The organism is Sphingomonas sp. DMC8, assembly GCF_056314185.1.
Window position 1 is genome coordinate 737,205 of sequence record NZ_JBQUYV010000001.1, and the last position, 25,347, is coordinate 762,551.

Below are 25,347 nucleotides of genomic sequence, written 5' to 3' on the forward strand. Positions count from 1 at the left end.
GCCGTTAGCGCCGGGCGATTTGCGAGGAGCGCAGGGCCTGGCGCGCGGCGCGGGCCTCGCGCAGCGTAGCGGCGGTCTTGCCCTGGGCACCGGCGGGACGCTTCGGCACCGCGATCCGCTGTGACAGATAAATGCCGTTATGGCCTGAGCAGATATAGGCCACGAAACAGGCGACGGTGATCGGCACGGCATGGCCCGCGCCGAACAGCTCGATTCCCATGATCGTGCAGGCGAGGGGGGTGTTGGCCGCACCGGCAAACACCGCGACGAAGCCGAGCCCCGCGAACAGGTCCACCGGCGCACCCAGCACTCCGGCCAGCGCATTGCCCAGCGCCGCGCCGATGAAGAATAGCGGCGTGACCTCGCCGCCCTTGAAGCCCGCGCTCAGCGTGACGACGGTGAACAGCATCTTGAGCGCCCAGCTCCAATGGTCCACCGGCCCGGTGAAGAAGCCGGCAATGGTCGGGTCGCCGGGGATGGCGGACCAGACGCCCAGCCCCAGATAGGCGCGGGTGCCGGTGATCCACACCAGCGCAATGACCAGCAGCCCGCCCAGCGCCGCGCGTGCAGGGCCATAGGGAATCCGGCGCTTCAGCAACCCGCCGAGCGCATGGTTCGCCTCGGCAAAGGTGAGGCCGGCCAGCCCGAAGGCGACACCCGCCACCGCCGCCTTGGCGACGAGCAGCGGTGCGACGAACAGGCTGGCGCCCTCCGGCGCGACATAGCGGATGGCATAGAGCGTATGGTGGATGCCCCAGGCGTGGCAGGTCCAGTCGCCCACCAGCGCGGCGAGCAGGCAGGTCAGAATGCCGGCATATTCGATCCGCCCGACCGCCAGCACTTCCAGCGCGAACACGGCGCCCGCCAGCGGCGTGCCGAACACCGCGCCGAACCCGGCCGCGACTCCGGCCATCAGCACGATGCGGACGCCGGCGGGATCGAGTCGTAGCCGGCTGGCAAAGGCGCTCGCCATGCTACCGCCCAGTTGCACGGCGGTGCCTTCGCGCCCAGCCGATCCGCCGAACAGATGCGTCGCGATGGTGCCCAGGAACACCAAAGGTGCCATGCGTAGCGGCACGCCGCCGCCGGGTTCATGGATCTGCTCGACGATCAGGTTGTTGCCGGCTTCGACCGAACGGCCCAGCCGGTGGTAGAGCAGGGCGATCGCGGCACCGCCCGCGGGCAGCAGGTACAGCAGCCAGGGATGATCGAACCGCGCCCGCGTCGCCGCATCGAGGCTCCACAGAAAGGCGGCGCATAACGTGCCGACCAGCGCCGCCAGCGGTACCAGGATCAACGCCCAGCGGATGGCGGACATGGCATGGGCGTGCCGATCGCGGAAAAGGGCGGTCCCATCGAAGCGGTGATAGAGATTGCGAAACGTTGCGCGCACGATTCCTCCTTGCTGCCTTGCGGCGCCTGGTAGGAATCATCGTCCCTTGTCAGGGCGGTTCGGCCAAGATGGCCCGGCGGAAATCCATCGCCTTGGCGCGCCCTATGCCGTCGCCGCGCTGCAGCGTCAACCGGGCGGGGAAGATGGTGCCGCAGCCATGGCCACCGGTTGACCCCCTCCGCGCCCTGCGCCAAAGCGCTCCCCAAGATTTTCAGGGTGACCGAACTTGTCCGAACCTCTCAGCTTCCAGCGCATGATCCTGACGCTCCATGACTATTGGAGCGCGCGCGGCTGCCTGATCCTGCAGCCCTATGACATGCGGATGGGCGCCGGTACCTTCCACCCCGCCACCACGCTGCGCGCGCTGGGGCCGGAGCCGTGGAACGCCGCCTTTGTCCAGCCCTGCCGCCGCCCGACCGATGGCCGCTATGGCGAGAACCCCAACCGGCTGCAGCATTATTACCAGTATCAGGTGATCCTGAAGCCGAGCCCGGCGGACCTGCAGGAACTCTATCTCGGTTCGCTGGCGGCGATCGGCATCGACTTCACCAAGCACGATATCCGCTTCGTCGAGGACGATTGGGAATCGCCGACGCTCGGCGCCTGGGGGCTTGGCTGGGAAGTGTGGTGCGACGGGATGGAAGTCACCCAGTTCACCTATTTCCAGCAGATGGGCGGGTTCGACTGCAAGCCGGTGGCGGGCGAGCTGACCTATGGGCTCGAGCGGCTGGCGATGTACATCCAGAACAAGGACAGCGTGTACGATCTCGCCTTCAACGACGAAGGCGTGACGTACGGCGACGTGTTCCTGGAGAACGAACGCCAGATGTCGACGTGGAACTTCGAGGTGGCGGACACCGACGCGCTGTTCGACCTGTTCCGCAAGGCGGCGGCCGAGTGCGAGCGCTCGCTGGAGGCCAAGCTGCCGATCCCGGCCTATGAGCAGGCGATCGAGGCGAGCCATATCTTCAACCTGCTGAACGCGCGCGGGGTGATCTCCGTGGCGGAGCGCCAGGCCTATATCGGCCGGGTGCGCGATCTGGCGAAGGGCGCCTGCGCAGCGTGGATGGAAAAGAACGGGTGGGCGGCGTGATGCTCCCCCGTTTCACGCAAAGGCGCGAAGGCGCAAAGAAGTTTTGGGTTCACGCGGAGGCGCGGAGACGCGGAGTCAGTGTTCGCCGCGCCAGCGGCCCTCTCTCGACCGCGCTGGCCACATCTCGCTCGATGATTGGGGCGGCTGACGCCGCCGTGCGACCTGCATCCTCCGCGTCTCCGCGCCTCCGCGTGAACCAATCTTCTTCCTTCCTTTGCGCCTTCGCGCCTTTGCGTGAAAAGAAATCATGACCGACTTCCTCCTCGAACTCCGTTCCGAAGAAATCCCCGCGCGCATGCAGGAAAAGGCGCGGGAGGATCTGGCGCGGCTGTTCGCCGCCGAGCTGGACAAGGCCGGCCTGAAGGCCGCCGAGACGGTCAGCTATGCGACGCCGCGCCGGCTGGCGCTGATCCTCAAGGGCCTGCCTGAGCAGACTGCCGCCGTCTCCGAAGAGACCAAGGGGCCGCGCGTCGGCGCGCCACCGCAGGCGCTGGAAGGCTTTCTGCGCAAGACCGGCCTCACTGCCGACCAGCTTGTCGAGCGTGACGGGGTGCTGTTCGCGGTGGTCGACAAGCCCGGCCGCGCGACGGCGCAAGTGCTGGCTGAGGCGATCCCCGCCGTGATCCGCGCCTTTCCCTGGCCCAAGTCGATGCGATGGGGCGCGGCGTCGCTCTCCACCGAGAGCCTGCGCTGGGTCCGCCCGCTCCAGGGCATCGTTGCGCTGTTCGGCAGCGACGTGGTGCCGTGTGAGATCGCCGGCGTGACGAGCGGTGCGGCGACGGTGGGGCACCGCTTCCACCATCCGGGTGCGATCACGATCGGATCGGCTTCTGACTATGTCGAGAAGCTGCGCGCCTGCCATGTCATCGTAGACGGGGCGGAGCGCCGCGCGATCATCGCGGTCGGCGCCAAGATGGCGGCGCAGCGCGAGGGGCTCAGCCTGATCGAGGACGAAGGGCTGCTCTATGAGAATGCCGGGCTGACCGAATGGCCGATGCCGCTGCTCGGCCGGTTCGACGAAGCCTTCCTGGCGGTGCCGCCGGAAGTGATCCAGCTCACCGCGCGGGTGAACCAGAAATATTTCGTCTGCCGCGATGACGCGGGCAAGCTGGCCAATGCGTTCGTGTGCGTGGCGAATGTCGATGCGGCCGATGGCGGGGAAAAGATCGTTGCGGGCAACCAGAAGGTGCTGGCGGCGCGGCTGAGCGATGCGCGCTTCTTCTACGAGACGGACCTCAAGGTGCCGCTCGCCGAACAGGCGAGCAAGCTGGCGAAGATCGTCTTCCACGAAAAGCTGGGGACGGTGGCGGACAAGGTCGAGCGGGTGGCGAAGCTGGCCCGCTGGCTGGTCGAGAGCGGGGTTATAAAGCCCTCTCCCCTTCAGGGGAGAGGGTTGGGAGAGGGGGACTCTCCACGAGCTGTGACCTCTGCGGATATGCCCCTCTCCCCAGCCCTCTCCCCTGAAGGGGAGAGGGAGTCTCTGGCCGACCTCGCGGAGCGCGCAGCGCGTCTCGCCAAGGCGGACCTCGTCACCGGCATGGTCGGCGAGTTCCCCGAGCTGCAGGGCCTGATGGGCGGCTATTACGCCGCAGCGCAGGGCGAGCATCCGGCGGTCGCAGCGGCGATCCGCGATCACTACAAGCCGGTCGGGCAGGGCGATGAGGTGCCCACCGATCCGGTGACGGTGGCGGTGGCGCTGGCTGACAAGCTGGATACTTTGGCACATTTTTTCATTGAAGACATGCCGCCAACCGGATCGAAAGACCCGTTTGCGCTACGCCGAGCAGCGCTCGGTGTAATCTCTACCGTACTCGCAAATAGCTTGCGCTTCCGTTTGGAAGCAGTGCTTCGAGCGGCTTGCGGAGACGACTTGGCCGCTTTCGAGAAGATCTTCTACGGTAAGGCTGAACAAAATTTGGCGGCCTTCTTCGCCGACCGCCTCAAGGTCCAGCAGCGCGAAGCCGGTGTCCGTCACGACCTGATCGACGCAGTGTTCGCGCTTGGCGGTGAGGACGATCTCGTCCGGCTGCTTGCGCGGGTGAAGGCGTTGCAGGCGTTCGTTACCACCGAGGACGGCGCCAACCTGCTCGCCGGGTACAAGCGCGCCGCGAATATCCTCAAGAAGGAAGGTGTCGCGGATACCGCACCCTGGCAGTCGAACGGCTTCACTTACCAAGCCGAACCCGCGGAGGCGGCACTGGCCGCTGCGCTTGATGCGGCGGAGCCCAAGGCGGCGGGGGCGATTGCAGCGGAGGATTTCGAAGGTGCCATGGCGGCGCTAGCTACGCTGCGCGGTCCGATCGATGCCTTTTTCGATCAGGTGACCGTCAACGACGCCGATCCCGCCAAGCGCACCGCCCGGCTCGGCTTGCTGGCGCGGATGCGTGATGCGGTGCACAAGGTTGCGGACTTCAGTCGGATCGAAGGCTGAAGCCACGCCCATTTATCCGATAAATACGTAATATTCGTGCTCGATCTGCCATGGTTTAGAAATAATATGGCACCGACAACGCAATCAGCGGTTCCGCCTTCTTCGCGGGTGCGGTAGCGGCGCCCGGAGTTTCTGCGGAAGCGGCGCTTCGGCTGGAAGGGGATTGGAATGACGCAATACGTGTACCGTTTCGGTGGCGGTGTTTCGGATGGTGGTGCAGGCGACAAGAATCTGCTCGGCGGCAAGGGCGCAAACCTTGCCGAAATGGCCTCGATCGGCCTGCCGGTGCCGCCGGGTTTCACCATCTCTACCGAGATGTGCACGCGCTATTATGAGGAAGGCGAGACTTTCCCGGATAGCCTGAAGGCCGAAGTCGCGAACGGCATCGCCCATATCGCGGCGATCACCGGCAAGCAGTTCGGCGACGCGGCTGATCCGCTGCTCGTATCGGTCCGCTCGGGCGCGCGGGTGTCGATGCCCGGCATGATGGACACGGTGCTCAACCTGGGCCTGAACGACGCGACGGTGCAAGGCCTGGCCGCGACCAGCGGCGACGAGCGCTTCGCCTGGGACAGCTATCGCCGCTTCATCCAGATGTATTCGGACGTGGTGCTGGGCCTGGACCATGGCCGGTTCGAGGAAGCGCTGGAAATCGCCAAGGAAGACCGCGGCTTCACGCTGGATACCGAGCTGTCGGCGGGCGACTGGCAGGCGCTGGTCGCCGAGTACAAGTCCATCGTCGAGGAACTGTGGGGCAAGCCGTTCCCGCAGGACGTGCACGATCAGCTGTGGGGCGCGATCGGCGCGGTGTTCGGATCGTGGCAGTCGGAGCGCGCCAAGGTCTATCGCCGCCTCAACGACATTCCGGCCGACTGGGGCACGGCGGTGAACGTGCAGGCGATGGTGTTCGGCAATATGGGCGACACCTCGGCCACCGGTGTGGCCTTCACCCGCGACCCTTCGACCGGCGAGCGGGCCTATTATGGCGAGTTCCTGATCAATGCGCAGGGCGAGGACGTGGTGGCGGGCATCCGCACGCCGCAGTACCTGACCAAGGCCGCGCGCGAGACGGCGGGTGCCAAGCCGGCGTCGATGGAAGAGGCGATGCCCGAGGTCTATGCCGAGCTGGCGGCGGTGTTCGACCGGCTGGAGACGCATTACCGCGACATGCAGGACATCGAGTTCACCGTCGAACGCGCCAAGCTGTGGATGCTGCAGACGCGCAGCGGCAAGCGCACCGCCAAGGCGGCGCTCAAGATCGCGGTCGACATGGCGAACGAGGGGCTGATCACCCGCGAACAGGCGATCCTGCGCGTCGATCCGGCAGCGCTGGACCAGTTGCTCCACCCGACGCTCGACCCCAAGGCGCCGCGCGACGTGCTGACCAAGGGCTTGCCCGCCAGCCCGGGCGCGGCATCCGGCCTTGCCGTGTTCGACAGCGACACCGCCGAGAAGCGCGCCAATGCGGGCGACGCGGTGATCCTGATCCGCGTCGAGACGAGCCCTGAAGATATTCACGGCATGCACGCGGCGCGGGGCATCCTCACGGCACGCGGCGGTATGACCAGCCATGCTGCGGTCGTGGCGCGCGGCATGGGCCGTCCCTGCGTTTCGGGCGCGGGTAGCCTATCGATCAACGCGCGCGAAAAGGTGATGCGCGTCGGCACCCGTGAGGTCCGCGAGGGCGATATGGTGACGATCGATGGCGCCACCGGTGAAGTGATGGCCGGCCAGGTGCCGACCGTGCAGCCGGAGCTTTCGGGCGATTTCGGCACGCTGATGACCTGGGCCGACGAAGTCCGCCGGCTGAAGGTCCGCGCCAACGCTGAAACCCCGCTCGATTGCCGCACCGCGCGCGATTTCGGCGCCGAGGGCGTGGGGCTGTGCCGCACCGAGCATATGTTCTTCGAACAGAGCCGCATTACCGCCGTGCGCCAGATGATCCTGGCCGAGGACGAGGCGGGGCGCCGTGCCGCGCTTGCCAAGCTGCTGCCCGAACAGCGCAGCGATTTCCTCGAGATTTTCGAGGTGATGGCGGGCCTGCCGGTGACGATCCGCCTGCTCGATCCGCCGCTGCACGAATTCCTGCCGCATGAGGAGGCGGAGTTCGCCGAAGTGGCGGCGGCGGCCGGACTGGATGTCGACACGCTGAAGCGCCGCGCCGCCGAGCTGCACGAGTTCAACCCGATGCTCGGCCATCGCGGTTGCCGGCTGGGCGTGACCTATCCCGAAATCTATGAGATGCAGGCACGCGCCATCTTCGAGGCGGCGATTGCGGTGGCGGAAAAGTCCGGCGCGGCGCCGGTGCCTGAAGTGATGATCCCGCTGGTCGCCACCAAGCGCGAGCTGGAGCTGATGAAGGCGGTGGTCGACAAGGCGGCGCAGGCGGTGTTCGCCGAAAAGGGCCGCACGATCGACTATCTGGTCGGCACGATGATCGAGCTGCCGCGCGCTGCGCTGATGGCGGGCGAGATCGCCGAAGTCGGCGCCTTCTTCTCGTTCGGCACCAACGACCTGACCCAGACCACGCTGGGCGTGAGCCGCGACGATGCCGCGCGCTTCCTGACCACCTATGTCGAGAAGGGTATCTATCCCAAGGATCCTTTCGTGAGCCTGGATGTCGACGGCGTCGGCCAGTTGATCGAGCTGGCGGCCGAGCGCGGCCGCAAGACGCGGGGCGACATCAAGCTGGGCATTTGCGGCGAGCATGGCGGCGATCCGGCCTCGATCGCGTTCTGTGAGAAGACCGGGCTCGATTATGTCTCGGCCTCGCCCTACCGCGTGCCGATCGCGCGGTTGGCGGCGGCGCAGTCTGCGATCCGGGTGCGCTGATGCTGCTCGCGCCGGTGGTGGTGCAGGTAGCGGCGCAGACGGCAGCGGCGCTGAGCCGCGACCTGCTCGCCAGCCCCACCGCCACCGCCGTGCTGGAGCGCCGCTGCGGTCACCCGATCCGCGCCGAAGTCGACCGAGCGGCGCAGAAGGATGCCACGCCCGAACAGCGCCGGCGGCTGGGCGTGGGGCCGGCCGAACGTGTCGTCTATCGCAGTGTGGTGCTGCGCTGTGGCGCGGTGGCGCTGTCGGTGGCCGACAACTGGTATGTGCCGGCGCGCCTTACGCCCGCGATGAACGCTACGCTGGAGCAGGGTGACACGCCGTTCGGCGCGGCGATCCGGCCGCTTCATCCGCACCGTCAGCCGCTGGAACAGGCGCTGGCGGGGGTGGCTCCCTATGTGCTGCGTCACCGCGCGCTGGTGCTGGATGGCGAGGGACGGGTGCTGGCCGAAGTGGTCGAGAATTACACCCCGGCGGCGTTGCGCTAGTCCTTTTACGCCCCTCCCCCTGAAGGGGAGCGGCCCTCCATTTCGACCATCTTTATCGAACAAAAAAATGCCCCCTTCCCGCGAGGGGAAGGGGGCAGTTGGTCTTCGGGGAATGATCAGAACTTGGCCGTGGCCGACAGATAGAAGGTCCGGCCGGTGCGGCTGGCCATCTGGAACGTGTCCGCCGTGGTCTGGTAGGCGTCTTCGTGGGTATTGTTCAGGTTGATGACACCCGCGGTGAAGCTCAGCCACTTGTTCGGCGTGAAGCCGGTCGCCAGATCGAGCTGGGTACGTGCCCGCACAGTATGGATCTCGCCGCCGCTGACGAAGAAGGTCTACGCCGCATCCTGCTTGTACGAGCTGCGGTGGTTGACCGACACGCGGACGCTGAATTTTTCGTTTTCCCAATAGGGCGTCAGGTTCCAGGTCAGCTTCGACAGGTCGCGCAGGTTGAAGCCGGTGCCGAGCGCGCTGGCGTCGGTATCGACGACTGTGACGTTGCCGGTGACGCCGAAGCCCTTGACCGGCAGCCAGGTGTCGAAATTCTGCGTTGCCGCAAGTTCGACGCCCTTGATGTTGATCGTGCGGTTGTCGTTCAACACGCGGCTGAAGCTGTAGTCGCTCTTCAGATCGGCCGACTGGCAGTTGGTCGTCACGCCGTTCAGTGCCACGCCGTTATACGAGCTGGGGCAATAGAATTGCGTGAAGGTGCCGTTCTTCACCGCCTTGTAGAAGCCGGCGATGCTGATCGAATTGCCCTTGCCGTAATAATATTCCAGGCTGATGTCGGCCTGATTGGCAGTCAGCGGTTTCAGGCGCGATTCACCGGCAGACACGTTGGTGAAGGGGCGCTTCTGCGAGGAAATGCCGGTGCTGATGGTGTCGGCCATCTGCGTCTGGCTGTTGAGCAGCGGGCGGACCAGCACCTTGGCCACGGCAAGGCGCGCAACGAGGTGCGGCGTCAGGTCCATCGCGAAGCTCGCGCTCGGCAGCACGTTGCCGTAGTCCTGAACGATATGCTCCTGACCGAGCAGCTTGGCATCGCTGCCGGTGCCGTCGGTGAGGCTTGCCGTCACATTCTGGTGCGTGTGCTCATACCGCAGCCCGATGTTGCCGCGGATCGCGCTGCCGAACAGCGTGCCGTCGATATTCGCCATGGCATAGACAGCCGGCACGTAGCGATCGACCCGGTAGGTGCTGGGCCAGTCGGGCACGTCGGGAACGGTGATGCCCTTGGAGGCGAGCAGCGACTGCCATGCGTCTGCATTCACGGACAGGAACGAATGCGGGATCGACATCGCGCCGTCGAGGAAGTTGGACACCAACTGCCCGGTCGAGCTGAGGCTCGGGATCCACGCATATTCCGGGTAGGTCACCGGATCGCTCACGTCACCGTCACGGTCGTGACGGAAGGCAAGGGTCGAGAAGCTCTCGTGGTGGTACTTCACGCCTACCACCAGCGACTGCACGCCGTGCCAGCCCAGCTCCTTGGTGACATCGACCTGCGCGGCCTTGTCCTTGGCGGTCTGAATGTGCGTCGCGCCGTCGACGAACGCGAACCAGGTGCGGTTGGCGGTGTTCCACAGAGAGCCGTCCGTCAGGCTCGACGTGGTCCACTTGACGTTGTTCGGGTTGGAGATGTCGAGCGCGCCGCCGTTGGCGAAGTTGACCTCGTCGATCGACGCCCACTCATAGAGATGCGCATTGCCCTTGGTGTAATGGGCGACTGCGTGCACCTTCCAGGTTTCGCCCGGCTGCCAGTTGATCGTGCCGGTATAAGCCTGGGTCTGCAGGTTGCGCAGTTCGGGCTGGGTGTTGTTGTCGACGTTGAAGTTCGACAGCGTGAGGTTGTTGGCGACGCCGTTGGCGACGCTGTTCACCGTCACGGCGGAGGGCTGCCATTTGCCGAACACCATCTGGCGCGTGGTGTAGCGGGTGTGGTCGCGCGAATATTCGCCCTGCAGCAGCGCTTCGAAATTGTCGGCGGGCTTCCACTGCAGTGCGCCGCTGGCCATTACCTGCTCGGTGTCGCGATCGATCCGGCGATAGCGAAGATTGGCGGGAACATAGGCGTTCGGCAGGGTGGGCTGGGTGCCCGGATCATACCAGTTGCGGATGAAGGCATAGTCGCCACGGTCCTTCAGCTTCTGGTAGCTGACATTGGCCATCACGCCCAGCGTGCCGCCAGCGAAGCTGTCGATATAGGCGCCGCTTACCTTGGGGGTCCATTCCTTGCCGCGATAGTCGGAATTATAGCCCTTAACGCCCACGACGAAGTGCGGGCCCTTATAGGCGAGTGGCTTGACCGTATCGATATTGACGGTGCCCGAAAGGCCGCCCGAGTCCATGTCCGCGGTCGGCGACTTGATCACCTGGATCGCGCTCGCCAGATCAGTCTGGATGATGTCGTAGCGGAAGCCGTCCTTGAAGTCGGCGCTGGCGAAGGTCTGGCCGTTGATCGTCGTGCGGGCATATTGCGCGCCCAGGCCACGGATGCTGATCGTCGAACCGCGGCCGTTGATGTTGGACATCTGGACGCCGGCAATACGCTGAATTGCTTCGGTAATGTTCTGCGCGGGGAACTTGCCGATGTCTTCGGCGGTAACGCCGTCGGTGATGCGGATGTCCTTGCGCTTCGCGTCCTGTGCGGACTGGAGGCTCGAGCGGAAGCCGGTGACGACATATTCGTCGCCGCTGCTGTCGGCGGTCTGACCCGCAGAAGCGCCGTTCGTCTGGGCAAAGGCAGGCGAGGCGGCCGCAATCGCGGCGGCGCAGCCGGTGGCAAGCAGTACCAGTTTGCTACAATTCGAGACAGTCAGTCGTTCGGGACGTGCGCTATGCATCGTTCAACCCCCTTCCTAGTTGGTTATCGACCCCAGCTTCCCTGCTGCGGAGACGTTCTTGCTATTCAGGGCCCGTTTTGGGCTCTTGTGGTAGCAAGAGTGTCCTAGAGGCCTTACCACTTGTCAAGCCAATATGGGGACAAAAATATGACAACTTTGCCGCTTCGAAAGGCATTGGTATTACAGCGTGTTAAAAGCGCCTGGGAGAGGGCGGGGTTGGAGATAGAACGTGATTGTGCGGCAAATTTGCCGCACCTGTGCGCTGCAAACGCGCGCAATTGGTCCGCCCACGCCGACTCAGTCGATGCGTTTGGTCAGACAAGCCCCCGGAGCGCCGGGAGTATTACGAATCGAACAGCGATAAGGGGTTAGGCCACCCGCTCAGCCGAAACGCCGGGCATGTTCGTCGATATTTCCGGCGCGTAGCAGCCGGGCCTGTTCACGCCATTGCTGCGCGGCAACCGTTCCACGTGGCATGCTGAGGCGGTCTTCCAGTGCCGGCTCGTCTTCGGGGGCCAGCGTCTCTATGTCGCGGAAATGGCGGATGCCCAGTTCATTGAGCTGCCGCTCCTGCGGCTCGTCGATGCCGCGGATGCGCGACAGAATGTCGCCGCCCCCATAGAACCAATTCCGCATCGCCGCGCTGCGTTCGGTGGCAGAGACGGCCGGGTCGGGCAGGGGAACCGCGGGGGGCTGGCGTTCGGCGAGCGCCGTTTCCAGCCGTGCATTCTCACTTTCCAGCTCGCGCACGCGGCGGTTGGCGGTGGTCAGCTCCTCGCGTGCCCGATCGCGGGTGGCATTGTGCGCCTCGCGCTCCTCCTCGAAGCGGTCTCGCCACTTGCGCCCGGCGCTGCTGCTTGCCAGCCCGAGCAGCCAGCCCGCGAGCAGGGTCAGCGCCAGCGCGACGAACTGGAGCGGCGTGGTAAAAGGCAGCGCGTTCATGGGCATGTCTCCGGCGGTTCGCCGAAAACCAGCCGGGCGGCCGGGGGTTCCCCGGCCGACGCGACAATCAGTGCATCAGCGCATCGTTGATCGAGCAGGCAGCCGGCCCGAGAATGACGATGAACAGCACCGGCAGGATGAACAGGATCAGCGGCACGGTCATGATCGCGGGCAGGCGGGCGGCCTTTTCTTCTGCGCGCATCATCCGCTCGTTGCGGAATTCCGCAGACAGCACACGCAGTGCGGAGGCGAGCGGAGTGCCGTATTTTTCCGTCTGGATCATCGTCGTGATGACGCCGCGCATCGCGTCGAGGGCGATGCGGTTCGACAGATTCTCGAACGCCTGGCGGCGGTCTGTCAGAAAGCCGAGCTCGATCGCGGTCAGCGAAAATTCTTCGCCCAGCTCCGGATAGGCCTTGCTGAGTTCCTTCGACACGCGGGCGAAGGCGGCGTCGACGGTCAGGCCGGCTTCGGCGCAGATCACCAGCAGGTCCAGCGCATCCGGCAGGCCCTTGCGGATCGCGTGGCTGCGCTTGGTGATGCGGTTCTTCAGGTACAGGTCGGGGAATTTATAGCTGAGGATGAAGGTGCCCGCGACCAGGCCATAGGCCTTGAGCGGCGACCAGTTGGCGAACGTCTCCGTGCCATAGACGAGGTACAGCATCGGGCCGCCGATGACGATCGGCAGCACCAGACGGCCGAAGATCACTGCGACCGCCCATTCCTTGCGACGGATGCCGGCCTGGGCCAGCTTCAACTGGGCCTGTTTGAGCTGGCCCTCCTGCAGCACCTGCAGCGACTGGAGGAAGGCGCGGATGCGATCGGTCGCCTCGCTGCGCTGGACCAGCTTGGCCCTACGCTTCGAAGTGGAGGCCGTGATACCGGCCTTCAGCTGCTCGCGCCGCTCGTTGAGTGCCTTGACCCGGCGGCTCATCGGATTGCGGGCGGTGGTTGCGAGATAGACAGCGACGAGCACGGCGAAGGTTGCCACGCCGGCGAGCAGCGTCGCCGCCCAGTAGACGTCGATGCCGAGCAGGGTCGGGCCGGTGTTCGGTTCCATCATCAGATCTCGAAATTGACCATCTTGGCCATGATGAAGACGCCCAGCCCCATCCAGACCAGGCCGCCGCCGCCGGCGATGATCAGCCGCTGGTCGGTGAAGAAGTGCATCATATAGCCGTTGTTGATGAACCAGATCAGCCCGAAGACGATGAACGGCAGCGACCCGACGATCAGTGCTGACGCCTTGGATTCGGACGACATCGCCTTGATCTTCAGCTTCATCTGGCTGCGCTTGCGGAGCACGTCGGCCAGATTGGCCAGGGTTTCGGCCAGGTTGCCGCCGGTTTCGCGCTGGATCGCGATCGAAATGGTGAAGAACTGGAATTCAGGCGTGCCTAGCCGATCCGCTGTTTCCTGAAGCGCGGCGTCGAGCGTGCGGCCGATCTTCATCTTGTCGCTGATCGAGCGGAATTCCTCGCCCACCGGCCCGTCGATCTCGTTCGCGACGACGCCGATCGTTTCCGTTATTGGCAGGCCCGAGCGCAGGCCGCGCACCAGCAGATCGATCGCGTCCGGAAACTTGCTGGTGAAGCGCGTGATGCGCCGCTTGATGAGGAACCCGACGACGAAATGCGGCAGGCCCAGGCCGATGAACAGGCCGACGAACAGCGCCAGCCAGAGCGGCGCCCCCCGCAATAACAACAGAACGCCGGGAACCAGCATCAGCCCCACCGATGCGCTGCCATATTGGCCGACCGTCCAGTCCTTGCCGGTCATGTTCAGCCGCTTTTGCAGCTCGGCAGGATTGGGGAGAAAGCGGCCGACGGTAAGATCGAGCCGCGTCGCGCGATTGGTGGAGATGCGGCGGAGCTGCGCCTCCATGGCATTGTTGCCGGTGGTGCTGACCAGATGGCGTTCGCGCACGCTGGTGAGGCGGCGCGAGCTGGCGCGTTCGGTGGACGGGCCCGAAAGGGCGAGCGCCATCAGCACCAGCACTGCCACGCCGCCCAACGCGACCGTCAATAGCGGCAACATGTTCACGCCGTTCGGGCTCCTACGCTATTACGCCCCGCACGTTGCGGCGGGAGCGGTTCGGGCGCCAGTCTCGCAAAGAGACCTTAGCTCCCGGTTACCGCCCGCCCGCTTGCGCCAGTGCGGATCATTTTTTCTTGCCGGGTAGCTTTGCCGACAGGCCGGTCAGCTTGCCGAGCAGCGACGCGCCCTTGCCTTCCTTCTTGCCCTTGTTCTTGTCGTCCGCCTCCAGGCCGGCATCGGTGATGGCGAGGATGCGGGCGGGCAGCGCCATCAGCGGTGCGATCGACTTGGCGGACTTGCCGACTTCGGCAAGCGGCTTGCCCAGCTTGGCTGCCTGCGCGGCCAGCTTCGGATCATAGCCGAGCATCACGTCGATCTTGCGTTCGATCGAGCCTTCGAAATCCTTGCGGCTGATCTCCAGCAGCGGGGCGGGCTGGACCTTGTTGGCGACGACGATCACCTGCGTCTGCGGCGCATTCGACTTGAACCAGCTGAGAATGCGGATCGCATCGCGGGCAGCCGCCAGGGTCAGGTCGCTTACGACCACCGCTACCTGAATGTCGGTGATCAGATGCGGATGGTTGACCAGCATCGCGCGCGGCAGGTCGACTAGCGTGCACTCGAACGCGCTGCGCATTTCTTCCTGCAGCTGATAGAAGGCGCCACCGTCGCTGATCATCGGCGAGTTGATCGGCGCTTCGGCCGACAGCACGGCCAGCCGGTCCGACGCCTTCACCATCGCGCGTTCGATGAACAGCCCGTCGATGCGGCTGGGATTTTCGATCGCGTCGGTCAGGCCGCGGCCGGGCTCAAGGTCGAGCGCGAGCGCACCGGTGCCGAAATGCACGTCCAGATCGAGCAATGCCGTGGTGCGGCTGTGCTTTTCGCTGAGCAACCAGGCCATCGATGTCGCAACCGTCGATGCGCCGACGCCGCCGCGCGTGCCGATCACCGCTACACCGCAATGCGGCCGGTCGACGGTCGCCTCGCTGATTTTCGGGGCGTTCAGCATCGCCTGGGCCTGGGCGAAGCTTTCGCGCATCGCATCGGGGTTGATCGGCTTCAGGAGATAGTCATGGATGCCGCTGGCGATCAGGTCGCGGTACAGGCGGACATCGTTGACCTGACCGGCCGCGATCACAACCGTGCCGGGCTCGCACACTTCCGCCAGGGCATTGATGTCGTTGAGCGGGTCGCCCGATTCGGACAGGTCGACGAACAGGATGTTCGGGCTGGCGGACACCGAAAGCGTCTGCACGGCGTTGCGCAGGCCGCCTTTGTTGACCATTTCCGGCGACCAGCCGAGTTCCACAGCGATCGGCCGCAGCGCCTCCGCGGTGCGTTCTTCGCAGACAAACGCAGCAAACGGCTCACGTTGCGCCGCGCGTCCGGGGTTGAAGGGCATGTTCACTGGCCGCCGCCTTTCGTCGAATCGGATTTGACCGTGGCACCGCCGGCACCGCTGGGGGCAGCGGCGCGATAGGCGCCGATCGCCTTGGCGGAGGTGGCGGGATCTGCCGTCGGGGCGCCCGGAGCGCCGCGAACCAGATCGGCGGGATCGGCTACCATCGCGGCCAGGTTGCTATAGGTCGCGCAGCCGAAGTTCGAGCTGGTGCTGGCATCGAAGGTGAAGTTGCTGGGATGCGAATAGTCCGGGCAGTGCGGCACGCTCGCGCTCATCCGCGTCAGCACCACGCGCACCGTTCCCGGTGCGATCGGCGTGCTGGTGGCGGGGGCGCGATCGGTGAGCAGCAGCCCATAACGGCCCGCTGCGGCGGCGACTTCGCTACGGCCGGTGGTGCCGTCGGCGCCATCGTCGATCGCGACATGATCGCCATAGCGCAGGTTCATCGCCTGCATCCAGCCGGCCAGGCGCTGTGCTTCGCCGGCGGCAAGCGCGCCGCCCGACGTTTGCAGGTCCAGCGTATAGTCCTGGCGGCTGACGACCGGCTGGTGGACCGACTCGACACCGCCATTATAGCCGGCGCAACCGGCCAGCAGCAGCGCGGGGGCGGTGAGCAGAATGGGGAAGCGCGGAAACACGGGCATTCTCCTCGACATGCGCGGCATCAGAAACCGAAGCCCGGGGCGGCGGCGCCGCCCGACTTCGCCTTGCGGGAATTGGCGGGGATCGCCGGAGCCTTGGCGGGCGCGGAATTGCTGTCGGGGGCGACCGGCAGTGCCGGCGTCGCGCCATCGACCGCTGCGGGCGTGACCGCGTTTACCGAAGGCTGGGCGGCAGGCTGCGCCATGGTTGGCTTGGGACGCTCGCCGCCGGTGGTGCCGCCGCCGACCGAGCCCATAAGCAGCCGGTCGAAGTCGTTCGGCGCCTTGTAGCCGTCGGTCGGCAGGACGATCTGGTTCGCGTTCACCGGCCGCACGAGATAGGGCGTGATGACGATCATCAGCTCGGACTCGTTGCGCTGGAAGGCGTTCGAACGGAACAGCGCGCCCAGGATGGGCATGTCGCCCAGTGCCGGCGTCTTGGTGATCGAGTTGTTGTGGGTGTTTTGCAGCAGCCCGCCGATCACCATGCTCTCGCCCGAGCCGAGCTCCACCGTCGTCTCGCTGCGCCGGGTGGTGAGGGCGGGGATGGTGGTGTTGTTCATCGTCACCGCACCCGAGGACGAAAGCTGCGACACTTCCGGCTTTACGTGCAGCGAGATACGGCCGTCGGCCAGCACCGTGGGCGTGAAGGCCAGGCTGACGCCATATTGCTTGTATTCAACGGTGGTGGTGCCGAGCGTCTGCGCCACGGGGATCGGAATTTCGCCACCCGCGAGGAAGCTGGCCGTCTCGCCCGAAAGCGCGGTCATGCTCGGCGTGGCGAGCGTCGTCACCTGACCGATCGTCTCGCCGAAATCGAGCGAGGCGAGCAGGTCCGAACCGAGGAAGCGGCCGCCGATGCCGAGCAGCGCATTGTTCGTGCTCGGCGCGGGGAAGTTGTAGATGGTGGCGCCGGCAAAGGCGCCGGTGGCCGGATCCTGGGTGGTGCCGGTATAGGTGGTGATCGAACCCTGCTTGCCCTGATTGATGTTCCACACCGTGCTGTGGCCGTTGCTACGGTTGGTCAGGTTGGCGTTCATGTTCTTGGAGAAGCTGCGGTTCACTTCGGCGAAGCGGACCTGCAGCATCACCTGCAGCGGGGTTGCCGTGCGCAGGCGGTTGACCACGCCGATCTTCAGCTGCGCGTTCGAATCGTCGAGCTTCACGCCGGGATTGAGCAGCGTCAGCACCAGCCGCTGGGCCTGTTCGGCATCCTGGGGCGAGCGCACCGTGCCGTTGAGCACGGCGATCTGGCCGACGGTGGTGACGGTGATGTCGGCATCGGGCATCGCCGCCTTCAGCATCGCGTCGAGGCTGCTGATATTCTGCGCGACGCGGACATTGGCCGAATAGATGACTTCGCCGCTGGCGTTGGTGGCGAACACCGTCGCCTCGCCGAACGCCTTGCCATAGAGGTGGATCTGACGCGCATTGGCGACATAGACATCCGCCGTGCCCGGGTTCGATGTCCACACATCGGCGGCTGCGGCGGGCAGGGTGATCAGTTCGCCTTCGCCGATCGACAATTGCACGGTGCGGGTCGGGCGCTGTGCGCCGGCCGGAAGCGGCGCGACGCGGGCTGCCTGGCGGGCATGGGTACCGGGACGCGGCGTACGGTCCTGGGCGAAGCCCGGTGCGGTCGTGCCGAGGAGCAACCCGGCAGACACCGTCGCGACGAGCGACCCGTGCAGGAAGCGTTTGCTATTCATTTCAATTCTTCCCCCCAACCGGGACCAGGCTGGCATCGCTGCCACGTACGACCCGCACGACGGGGCCCAGCACTGCGCCGGGCGCTGCCGTGCCGCCGGCCGGTGCGGCGACCGGCATGCCGGGCGCTGCGGCCGGGCCTTCAGCGGCCTTGCCGGGCACCGTGCTGCGCTGGAAGCGCGACACATCGGCGCCGGTCGCAAAGCTCGACCCGCTATCAATCGGTCCGGCGTGGACGCGGGCGAGCATTGCCTTTTCCTTCTTCGGGTCGCCGTCATCGGGCACGTTGACTGCGCCGCTGGCGATCGCCTGCTCCAGATCGCCTTGCGTATCGGCAATCGAGCGCAGCGAGAGCGACAGCGTGCCGACGGTCTGGGCGACCGCGATCTTTTCGGCGATCTTCGGCGTCGCTTCGACAGTCACGGTCGAATAGGTGTTGACGACGGTGTTGCCCTTGTCGTCGGTCTGCTTGTCGGTGCGCTGGTCGGTCGCCAGCACGCGCAGGTTGCGCAGCACCGTCTCGGAGGCCTTGAGCGGCGGCCCATCGCCGCCGCCGGCAACCGTCTGGGTCAGGATCAGGTCGACATGGTCGCCCGGAAACACGAAGCCGGCGACGGCGCTTTGGGCGGAGACGGGAACCGTCACCGCACGCATGCCCGGGCCCAGCGCCGCTGCCAGGAAACCGCGATCGCCCGGCTTGACCAGCGCGCCCTGAATGATCGGCTGACCGGCGGAAATTGCATAGCGCACCACCGTTCCCTGCAGCTTGGCGGGCTCGATCTGACCGCGGACGAAATAGGCACCCTGCACCAGATCCTTGGGCCAGGGGCGGAATTCCATCGACGTGGCATCGAGGATGGTGCCGACCGGCAGGCCGCGCTTGGCGACCAGCACTTCGGTGGTATTGGCGGGCTGGGCGGGCGCCATGGCCGGCGCGGCGCCGGCGGCGGGCGCCGACGCGCCGGCCATCATGTTACGCGCCATGAACGCGGTAATGGCCGCGACGAACAATGCGCCGACGAGCAGAATGACCTTGCGTGCATCCATTTCGTATCAAGCCTTCCCGAATTCTCTGCCGGCTTCGTTGCGCCGGCGTTAAGCATCAGTGAAACTGGTTAAAAATCGGTTCGCGGAGCACCAGAAGCGCTGCGATGGCGATTGCCACGCCATATGGAATTTCGATGGCCAGCCCGGTGCGACGCCGCACGAGCTTGTCCGCCACCATCAGCAGGGTCAGCGCACCGCCGAGCAGCGACATGACGATGAGCATCCAGACGAGCTGGGGGAGCGGCAGCCACAGGGCGAGCGCGCCGATCATCTTCACGTCGCCGCCGCCCATCTGCCCCAGCGCGAACGCGCCGATGAAGAAGGCGAATACGATCAGTGCAATGCCGACCTGCAGCGCTACACCGGGCCATAGCGGCAACCCGGACCACCACCACCAGAGCGGCGCGAGCAGCGCGATGGCGGCGTTTTTCCAATTGGCGATTTCGCGCGTACGCGCATCCTGAATGCCCGCAGACACCAGAAGCAGCGCCAGCGCGCCGAGCAGAAATGTTCCGACCGTAATCCCCATGGGAGTTAATCCCTAGACGGGACGGCTTACGAAAACGTAACCAGCGCAAATGGTAGCTTCTCTGAACCTTCGTCGGACAATCCCGGCCGACGCCACGATCGCGCAATGGCAGGCACCCGATGGCTGGACGCTGCGGTGCTTTCACCGAGCGACAGCGGCAGTGCCCCCGCGCGGCAGCATCCTGTTCCAGGGCGGCCGCGGGGACATTTTCGAGAAGTATCTGGAGACCTTTGCCGAATGGCATTCCCAGGGATGGAATGTCACGTCGTTCGACTGGCGCGGCCAGGGGGGATCGGGGCGGCTGACGCCAGCCGCCAATTGCGGCGACATTGTCGATTTCGCCGAATATATCGCTGATTTTCGGGTCTTTTACAACGAATGGCTGGCGAATACGCCCGGGCCGCATGTCGTGATGGGGCATTCGATGGGCGGCCATCTGGTGTTGCGGGCGCTGGTCGAAGGCGTGGCCCAGCCTGATGCAGCTGTGCTGGTTGCGCCGATGCTGGGCGTGCGCAGCATCTTCGGGCGCTTCGCCGAGCGCGCGGCGCGGTTCATGGCCAGGCTGGGCGATCCGCTGCGGCCGGCATGGAAGGGTAATGAAAAGCCCTATACCACCGAAACGCGCGCCAATTTGCTGACGCATGATCTCGATCGCTATGCCGATGAAATCTGGTGGCAGACCGAAAATCCCGCGATTCTCACCGGCCCGCCGAGCTGGCGCTGGCTGATTCAGGCGTTTCAATCGATGCGGGGGCTGGAAGCGGGGCCGGTCGAGTCGATGCAGGTGCCGACGCTGTTGCTGGTGGCCGACGCCGACGGGTTGGTCGATGCGCGCGTCGCGTTGCGCGTCGGCGCCCGGCTGCCCGATGCGCAGATCGTTCGCTTTGGCAAGGAAAGCGCGCACGAAATTCTGCGTGAGGCCGATCCGGTGCGCGATCGGGCGCTGGATGCGATCGATCGGTTTCTGGCGGAGCGGGCGTCCCGGGCATGACGCGCTATGACGTGGCGATCGTCGGTGCGGGCATTGCCGGCGCCAGCATGGCGGCCGCGCTGGCGCCACGCACGCGCGTGCTGTTGCTGGAGGCCGAGGATCGTCCCGGCTATCACGCCACCGGTCGTTCGGCGGCATTCTGGTCGGAAACCTATGGCGGACCGGACATCCAGCCGCTGACCACCGCATCGGGACCGGCTCTACGGGAGGGCGGCTTTCTCGATCCGCTCGGCTCGCTCCATCTCGGGACACGGGAGGAAGGCGGCGCGGTCGATGCCTTTCTCGCCGCGTTCGATGGCAGCGGCGTGGCGCTCGATCCGGTCGACCCGGCGGCGCTGGTACCGGGCTTGCGCGCCGAATGGTCGCTGGGCGTGCTCGAGCCGAGCTGTGCCTATATTGATGTCGCCGGGCTGCACGCGCGTTATCTGCGCGATGCACGGCGCGCGGGTGCGGTTTTGCAGAACGACGCTGCGTTGTCTTCAGCGACCCGGGATGCCGGAATCTGGCGGCTGGAGACGCGCGCCGGCGTTTTTCATGCCGATGTGCTGGTGAATGCCGCCGGTGCCTGGGCAGACCCGGTCGCGACGGTGGCGGGGGCGGTGCCGATCGGTATCCAGCCTTTCCGCCGCACGATGGTCCAGCTCGCGAGCGACCCCGGCGCGCCGCAGGGGTGCCCGCTGGTCGGTGATCTGGCCGGCACCTTCTATTTCAAGCCGGAGCCCGGCGGTCGCCTGTGGCTGAGCCCGCACGACGAGATTCCAAGCCCGCCCTGCGATGCGGCGCCGGAGGATGTGGACGTTGCGCTTGCGATCGACCGGTTCGAGCGAGTGGTCGACTGGCGCGTGACGGCGCTGGAGCACAAATGGGCCGGGCTGCGCAGCTTCGCGCCGGACCGGCGGCCGGTTTATGGCTTCGATCCGAAAACGTCGGGCTTTTTCTGGTGCGCGGGGCAAGGCGGCTTCGGGATTCAGACCGCACCGGCAGCGGCCGCCATGGCGGCGGCGTTGCTGCTGGGCGATCCGGTGCCATTCGGGCTGGATGCAGCGCGGTATTCGCCGGAGCGGTTTGGGTAACGTCAATGGGTGCGCCGTTCCCCTCCCGCTTGCGCGAGGGGTTAGGGGAGGGGCTGAGAACGTACAGCGCTTCTTCCCCATCAGGCCCTCCCCCCGACCCCTCCCGCAAGCGGGAGGGGAGCTGTAAGAGGTAAGAGGCGCTCAGCGCCCGCGCGGCGGCCCCTTCCGATGCACCGGTTTTCCCTGGCTGTTGCCCTTGCGATGCGGCGGCGGGCCGCGGCGGGGAGAGTCGCCGCGTGCCTCGGGCGCGGGTGCATTCGGAGCGGGTTCGATCCGAATGTCCTCGTCCTCATCCTTCTGAGCCTTGGCTGCGCGGGCGAGGGCGGCGGTGAACTTTGCCGCAAGGGCGCGCGGAATTTGGAAGTGCGTCTCGTTCGCAGCGATGCGGATCGCGCCAACTTCGTTGCGGGTGATGTGGCCGCGACGGCAAATCAGCGGCAGAAGCCAGCGCGGATCGGCGTTCTGCCGCCGCCCGATGTCCATGCGGAACCAGACCGTGTCATCGAAGCCGGGCCGGTGGCGCTCTTGCTGCGCGGCGCGGCGCGCTTCGGGCGTCGCTTCGATCAGATCCTCGGGTGCGGGCAGCGCAGCGCGGTGCGCGCGCACCAGCGCCGCGGCGATCTCCGCCGGGCTCTTCTCCGCCAGCAGCCGTTCGGCGAGCGCCTGATCTTCCTCGTCGGTTTCGACCGGCTGGAGCAGCGCCGTCAGCAGTCGCTCGCGATCGGCGATGCGTACGTCGTCGACGGTCGGCGCCTCGATCCATTCGGCGGGAATGCGGGCGCCGCGCAGCATTTGCTCCACCCGGCGACGGCGCGGATAGGGGACGATCAGAACTGCCGTGCCCTTTTTCCCCGCGCGACCGGTGCGGCCGGAGCGGTGCTGCAGCGTCTCCGCATCGCGCGGCAGCTCGACATGGATGACGAGCGTTAGCGTCGGCAAGTCGATGCCGCGAGCGGCAACGTCGGTCGCCACACAGACCCGCGCGCGCTTGTCGCGCAGCGCCTGCAGCGCATGGTTGCGCTCCGACTGCGAATGCTCGCCCGAGAGCGCCACAGCCGCGAAGCCGCGCTCAATGAGGCTCGCGTGAAGATGGCGAACGTTATCGCGCGTGGCGCAGAACAGGATCGCCGTTTCTGCCTCGTGCAGGCGGAGCAGGTTGACGACGACATGTTCAATGTCCGCCGGCGCGACGGTGACGGCCTGATAGGCGATGTCGCCGTGTCCGCGATCGTCACTCTTGGTCGTGATCTGGAAGGCGTCGCGCTGATAGCGGCGGGCCAGCGCCACGATCGGCTTGGGCATGGTCGCCGAGAAGAGCAGTGTGCGGCGGCCCTCGGGCGTGCCGTCGAGGATCGCTTCCAGCTCCTCGCGAAAGCCCATGTCGAGCATTTCGTCGGCCTCGTCGAGCACAGCGACGCGCAGATCGGACAGGTCGAGCGCGCCGCGTTCGAGATGGTCACGCAACCTGCCCGGCGTGCCGACGACGATGTGGGCGCCGTGATTGAGCGTGCGGCGCTCCTTCGACGGGTCCATGCCGCCGACACAGGTGGCGACGCGGGCGCCGGCGGGGGCATAGAGCCAGATCAGCTCGCGGCTGACCTGCAGCGCCAGTTCGCGCGTCGGCGCCACGATCAGCGCCAGCGGCGCACCGGCGGGCGGCAGCATCTCTTCGCCCGCAAGCAGCTCGGCGCTCATCGCCAGGCCGAAAGCGACGGTCTTGCCCGAGCCGGTCTGGGCGGAAACGATCAGATCGCGGCCGGCGGCATCGGGCTCGAGCACGGCGGACTGAACGGGGGTGAGCGCGGAATAGCCGCGCTGTTCCAGCGCCTCGGCAAGGCGCGTCGGGAGGTGGGGAATCGACATGGGGAACCTGAACATGGTGCGCCCCGATAGGGGCGGCAAGAGACGGAAAATACGGAAAGCGCGCCCACAGGACGCGACGTTTCGCGCCTGATCGCCGATTGCCGTGTCGGAATTAAGGCGGCGCGTCAGCGCCGGCTACGGTCGAGCAACCATATGGTTGCTGCCAGCGCCATGCCGGTGCCCAGCCCGATCAGCAGGCCCAGGGTCGCCTGACCATACACCGCGCCGATCACGGCGCCGACCAGAACGCCGAGCGTCAACAGGAAACCGCCAGCCATGGGCGCAGGGGTGGAGGAACGTGCCATCGCCGCTCTCTGCCATGTTACGTGCGGTTGCGCTACCTTGCGGGAAAATGGTTTCCAGCGATTTCACCACGCTCGTCCACCGAAGCGGAGGGATGTCGCGCTAGAGCAGGGATCGCGGCGCCGGTGGTGCGCCGGCTCTGGAGCGACGATGGAAATCTACCCCTATCTCGGCGACCGCGATGCAGTCCGCGATGCGGCCGAGCTGATCCGGATGTTCGGCGACGAGGCGTGCGAAGAAGCCGCCGCGCGTGCCGACCGCAGTCGCGACGTGGGCAATCTGATTCATTTCTGCCGCTGGCGCCAGATCGAGCGGCTGGTGCTGCTGATGTCCGTACCCCGCGCGCTGGGCACGGTGCACTGATCGAGGCTTTTGCGCCACGAGGATTGGCGATAGGCTCCGCCTGATTCACCGGTCGGACGAGCAACCATGGTCAATCCTGTCCGCTGCCTTTTCCTACAAGGGCTGACCTGGACCGTGGCCTGCGCGCTGGGGATGCTGGCGATCACTCCGGCAGCTGCGCACGACTCCGCTCCGATGCCGGTAGCGGCATTTCTCGACAGCCTCGGTATGGGCACGCACATCGTCTACAAGGACGGTGCCTATGCCGACAGCCGGCGCGTTGCCGAGGATCTGCGCTATCTGGGCATTGTCCATGTGCGCGACGCGCTGCCGGGGCATTGGGGCGGCGACACCGCCTCACTTACCGATTTCGCGATGCTGGCACATTTCGGCATGCGGTTCGCTCTGATGGTGAGCGCGCCGGCGGTGGAAAGTGGCGGCTACCTGAAGTTGCTCCGCCAGATATTGGATGCGGTACCGGGTTCGATCGAGGCGATCGAAGGCTTCAACGAAATCAACAATTTTCCAGTGCGTTATGATGGCCAGAGCGGTCCCGCCGCCGCGCAGGCCGCCATGGAGGCGCTGTATCGCGGCGTTCATGCCACGCCCTTTCTTTCGGGAATACCGGTCTATGACATGACCGGCGCCCCCCGCGTCAACAGTCTGGCCGGGCGTGCCGATTTCGCCAATGCGCACCCCTATCCGCACAATGCCCGCCAGCCTTGCACAGCAATCCAGCAGGGTTTTGCGGAAGGCTATGCGCATCCCGAGGCCTATCCGCGCGTCATTACCGAAATCGGCAATTTCAGCCTGCCGTCGGGCTGGCCGGTCGAAAAGGCCTGGTGGTCGGGATACACCATGCTGGGGGTGGATGAGGCGACGCAGGCGAAGACCATCCTGAACGTCTATTTTTGCGGGGCGGCGAGCGGCGTCCGGCGGACCTATGTCTACGAACTGCTCGATGAAAAGCCCGATCCGCGCAACACCGAAGGCGAAATGCATTTCGGGGTTTTCCGCTTCGACCATAGCCCCAAGCCGGCGGCGAAGGCGATCCGCGCCCTTGTCGCGATCCTGAAGGCCGAAGGACGCGCGCGGGTGTCGCCGCCACAGATGGACATAACCGTGCCGCCGACCGTGCAACGGCTGGTGCTGCAAGGAGCCGACGGCCGGCGCATCATCGCGCTGTGGAACAATGTCGATTTCTGGTCATCGCGCGGGCCTGTACAGGCGCCGCCGGCCCGCGCGCTATTGCGCCTCTCAGCGCCGGCACAAGTGCGAACCTTCGATCCTCTGACGGGCAGCCAGCCAATCGCCACCCGGCACGGAGAGCGCACGGTCGAGATAGATGTCCCGGACCATCCGGTGCTGGTAGAGGTTATGCCCTAGA

At 66.0% G+C, this 25,347-nt stretch carries 21 protein-coding genes and 1 riboswitch; of the genes, 8 read left to right on the forward strand and 13 right to left on the reverse strand.

Annotated elements, in window-relative coordinates:
* Positions 1-4 precede the first annotated feature (4 nt).
* Positions 5-1,393 (reverse strand): voltage-gated chloride channel family protein, encoded by a 1,389-nt coding sequence (locus tag ACT53K_RS03610; RefSeq protein WP_476227159.1) that lies wholly within the window; start codon positions 1,391-1,393, stop codon positions 5-7.
* A gap of 23 nt (positions 1,394-1,416) precedes the next feature.
* Positions 1,417-1,494: riboswitch (Fluoride riboswitch) on the reverse strand.
* Between the two features lie 152 nt (positions 1,495-1,646).
* Between ACT53K_RS03610 and ACT53K_RS03615 the strand changes: the two genes are divergently transcribed.
* The 4 genes from ACT53K_RS03615 (at position 1,647) to ACT53K_RS03630 (ending at position 8,237) form a co-directional block, all read left to right on the forward strand.
* A complete protein-coding gene (locus ACT53K_RS03615) occupies positions 1,647-2,486 on the forward strand; it encodes a glycine--tRNA ligase subunit alpha (protein ID WP_476227283.1) in 840 nt (279 codons plus the stop codon).
* Between the two features lie 247 nt (positions 2,487-2,733).
* Entirely contained in the window at positions 2,734-4,917 is a 2,184-nt protein-coding gene (gene glyS, locus ACT53K_RS03620; RefSeq protein ID WP_476227160.1) for a glycine--tRNA ligase subunit beta, read from the forward strand.
* A 168-nt stretch (positions 4,918-5,085) separates the two neighbouring features.
* Positions 5,086-7,749, forward strand: a complete 2,664-nt coding sequence (gene ppdK / locus ACT53K_RS03625; RefSeq protein WP_476227161.1) for a pyruvate, phosphate dikinase — start codon at positions 5,086-5,088, stop codon at positions 7,747-7,749.
* On the forward strand, positions 7,749-8,237 hold the full coding sequence (locus ACT53K_RS03630) for a chorismate--pyruvate lyase family protein (protein ID WP_476227162.1): 489 nt from the start codon (positions 7,749-7,751) through the stop codon (positions 8,235-8,237). The genes ppdK and ACT53K_RS03630 overlap by 1 nt, the downstream gene beginning before the upstream one ends.
* Positions 8,238-8,353: 116 nt before the next feature.
* Here ACT53K_RS03630 and ACT53K_RS03635 read toward each other — a convergent pair whose 3' ends face one another.
* The 10 genes from ACT53K_RS03635 to ACT53K_RS03680 form a co-directional block, all read right to left on the reverse strand.
* The gene (locus tag ACT53K_RS03635; RefSeq protein ID WP_476227163.1) at positions 8,354-8,539 is read right to left on the reverse strand and encodes a hypothetical protein; all 186 of its coding nucleotides are present in this window, start codon (positions 8,537-8,539) and stop codon (positions 8,354-8,356) included.
* Positions 8,540-8,572: 33 nt separating this feature from the next.
* A complete protein-coding gene (locus ACT53K_RS03640; protein ID WP_476227164.1) occupies positions 8,573-11,080 on the reverse strand; it encodes a TonB-dependent receptor in 2,508 nt (835 codons plus the stop codon).
* A 381-nt stretch (positions 11,081-11,461) separates the two neighbouring features.
* A complete protein-coding gene (locus tag ACT53K_RS03645; protein ID WP_476227165.1) occupies positions 11,462-12,022 on the reverse strand; it encodes a hypothetical protein in 561 nt (186 codons plus the stop codon).
* A 67-nt stretch (positions 12,023-12,089) separates the two neighbouring features.
* Positions 12,090-13,082 carry a type II secretion system F family protein gene (locus tag ACT53K_RS03650; protein WP_476227284.1) on the reverse strand — a complete coding sequence of 331 codons (993 nt, stop codon included), beginning with the start codon at positions 13,080-13,082 and terminating at the stop codon, positions 12,090-12,092.
* A 2-nt stretch (positions 13,083-13,084) separates the two neighbouring features.
* Positions 13,085-14,065, reverse strand: coding sequence for a type II secretion system F family protein (locus ACT53K_RS03655; protein ID WP_476227166.1), 981 nt, complete (start codon positions 14,063-14,065; stop codon positions 13,085-13,087).
* Positions 14,066-14,183: 118 nt separating this feature from the next.
* Entirely contained in the window at positions 14,184-15,470 is a 1,287-nt protein-coding gene (locus ACT53K_RS03660; RefSeq protein WP_476227167.1) for a CpaE/TadZ family protein, read from the reverse strand.
* On the reverse strand, positions 15,467-16,108 hold the full coding sequence (locus ACT53K_RS03665; RefSeq protein ID WP_476227168.1) for a CpaD family pilus assembly lipoprotein: 642 nt from the start codon (positions 16,106-16,108) through the stop codon (positions 15,467-15,469). Before ACT53K_RS03665 ends, ACT53K_RS03660 begins: the two co-directional genes overlap by 4 nt.
* A 20-nt stretch (positions 16,109-16,128) precedes the next feature.
* Positions 16,129-17,814 carry a type II and III secretion system protein family protein gene (locus ACT53K_RS03670; RefSeq protein WP_476227169.1) on the reverse strand — a complete coding sequence of 562 codons (1,686 nt, stop codon included), beginning with the start codon at positions 17,812-17,814 and terminating at the stop codon, positions 16,129-16,131.
* 1 nt (position 17,815) lies between these two features.
* Positions 17,816-18,859 carry a Flp pilus assembly protein CpaB gene (gene cpaB, locus ACT53K_RS03675; RefSeq protein ID WP_476227170.1) on the reverse strand — a complete coding sequence of 348 codons (1,044 nt, stop codon included), beginning with the start codon at positions 18,857-18,859 and terminating at the stop codon, positions 17,816-17,818.
* A 55-nt stretch (positions 18,860-18,914) separates the two neighbouring features.
* Positions 18,915-19,388 (reverse strand): A24 family peptidase, encoded by a 474-nt coding sequence (locus tag ACT53K_RS03680; protein WP_476227171.1) that lies wholly within the window; start codon positions 19,386-19,388, stop codon positions 18,915-18,917.
* A 49-nt stretch (positions 19,389-19,437) separates the two neighbouring features.
* On the opposite strand from ACT53K_RS03680, the gene ACT53K_RS03685 reads away from it, so the two are divergent.
* A complete protein-coding gene (locus ACT53K_RS03685) occupies positions 19,438-20,379 on the forward strand; it encodes an alpha/beta fold hydrolase (RefSeq protein WP_476227172.1) in 942 nt (313 codons plus the stop codon).
* On the forward strand, positions 20,376-21,452 hold the full coding sequence (locus tag ACT53K_RS03690; protein ID WP_476227173.1) for an NAD(P)/FAD-dependent oxidoreductase: 1,077 nt from the start codon (positions 20,376-20,378) through the stop codon (positions 21,450-21,452). Before ACT53K_RS03685 ends, ACT53K_RS03690 begins: the two co-directional genes overlap by 4 nt.
* Positions 21,453-21,593: 141 nt before the next feature.
* Here the strand turns inward: ACT53K_RS03690 and ACT53K_RS03695 are convergent, their stop codons facing one another.
* Both ACT53K_RS03695 and ACT53K_RS03700 read right to left on the reverse strand, forming a co-directional pair.
* Complete coding sequence (locus ACT53K_RS03695; RefSeq protein WP_476227174.1) at positions 21,594-23,315, reverse strand: DEAD/DEAH box helicase; 1,722 nt, start codon at positions 23,313-23,315, stop codon at positions 21,594-21,596.
* A 125-nt stretch (positions 23,316-23,440) separates the two neighbouring features.
* Positions 23,441-23,620 (reverse strand): hypothetical protein, encoded by a 180-nt coding sequence (locus ACT53K_RS03700; RefSeq protein ID WP_476227175.1) that lies wholly within the window; start codon positions 23,618-23,620, stop codon positions 23,441-23,443.
* A 148-nt stretch (positions 23,621-23,768) separates the two neighbouring features.
* On the opposite strand from ACT53K_RS03700, the gene ACT53K_RS03705 reads away from it, so the two are divergent.
* Both ACT53K_RS03705 and ACT53K_RS03710 read left to right on the forward strand, forming a co-directional pair.
* On the forward strand, positions 23,769-23,981 hold the full coding sequence (locus ACT53K_RS03705; RefSeq protein ID WP_476227176.1) for a hypothetical protein: 213 nt from the start codon (positions 23,769-23,771) through the stop codon (positions 23,979-23,981).
* A 66-nt stretch (positions 23,982-24,047) separates the two neighbouring features.
* Complete coding sequence (locus ACT53K_RS03710; RefSeq protein ID WP_476227177.1) at positions 24,048-25,346, forward strand: calcium-binding protein; 1,299 nt, start codon at positions 24,048-24,050, stop codon at positions 25,344-25,346.
* Position 25,347 lies beyond the last annotated feature (1 nt).

Excerpts from the sequence above, each read along its gene's own strand:
- glyS (WP_476227160.1), top strand. The coding sequence starts at position 2,734 with ATGACCGACTTCCTCCTCGAACTCCGTTCCGAAGAAATCCCCGCGCGC.
- ACT53K_RS03650 (WP_476227284.1), bottom strand. The coding sequence starts at position 13,082 with ATGGAACCGAACACCGGCCCGACCCTGCTCGGCATCGACGTCTACTGG.
- ppdK (WP_476227161.1), top strand. The coding sequence starts at position 5,086 with ATGACGCAATACGTGTACCGTTTCGGTGGCGGTGTTTCGGATGGTGGT.
- ACT53K_RS03640 (WP_476227164.1), bottom strand. The coding sequence starts at position 11,080 with ATGCATAGCGCACGTCCCGAACGACTGACTGTCTCGAATTGTAGCAAA.
- ACT53K_RS03645 (WP_476227165.1), bottom strand. The coding sequence starts at position 12,022 with ATGAACGCGCTGCCTTTTACCACGCCGCTCCAGTTCGTCGCGCTGGCG.
- ACT53K_RS03665 (WP_476227168.1), bottom strand. The coding sequence starts at position 16,108 with ATGCCCGTGTTTCCGCGCTTCCCCATTCTGCTCACCGCCCCCGCGCTG.
- ACT53K_RS03670 (WP_476227169.1), bottom strand. The coding sequence starts at position 17,814 with ATGAATAGCAAACGCTTCCTGCACGGGTCGCTCGTCGCGACGGTGTCT.
- ACT53K_RS03615 (WP_476227283.1), top strand. The coding sequence starts at position 1,647 with ATGATCCTGACGCTCCATGACTATTGGAGCGCGCGCGGCTGCCTGATC.
- cpaB (WP_476227170.1), bottom strand. The coding sequence starts at position 18,859 with ATGGATGCACGCAAGGTCATTCTGCTCGTCGGCGCATTGTTCGTCGCG.
- ACT53K_RS03705 (WP_476227176.1), top strand. The coding sequence starts at position 23,769 with ATGGAAATCTACCCCTATCTCGGCGACCGCGATGCAGTCCGCGATGCG.
- ACT53K_RS03680 (WP_476227171.1), bottom strand. The coding sequence starts at position 19,388 with ATGGGGATTACGGTCGGAACATTTCTGCTCGGCGCGCTGGCGCTGCTT.
- ACT53K_RS03700 (WP_476227175.1), bottom strand. The coding sequence starts at position 23,620 with ATGGCACGTTCCTCCACCCCTGCGCCCATGGCTGGCGGTTTCCTGTTG.
- ACT53K_RS03710 (WP_476227177.1), top strand. The coding sequence starts at position 24,048 with ATGGTCAATCCTGTCCGCTGCCTTTTCCTACAAGGGCTGACCTGGACC.
- ACT53K_RS03695 (WP_476227174.1), bottom strand. The coding sequence starts at position 23,315 with ATGTCGATTCCCCACCTCCCGACGCGCCTTGCCGAGGCGCTGGAACAG.
- ACT53K_RS03690 (WP_476227173.1), top strand. The coding sequence starts at position 20,376 with ATGACGCGCTATGACGTGGCGATCGTCGGTGCGGGCATTGCCGGCGCC.
- ACT53K_RS03630 (WP_476227162.1), top strand. The coding sequence starts at position 7,749 with ATGCTGCTCGCGCCGGTGGTGGTGCAGGTAGCGGCGCAGACGGCAGCG.
- ACT53K_RS03685 (WP_476227172.1), top strand. The coding sequence starts at position 19,438 with ATGGTAGCTTCTCTGAACCTTCGTCGGACAATCCCGGCCGACGCCACG.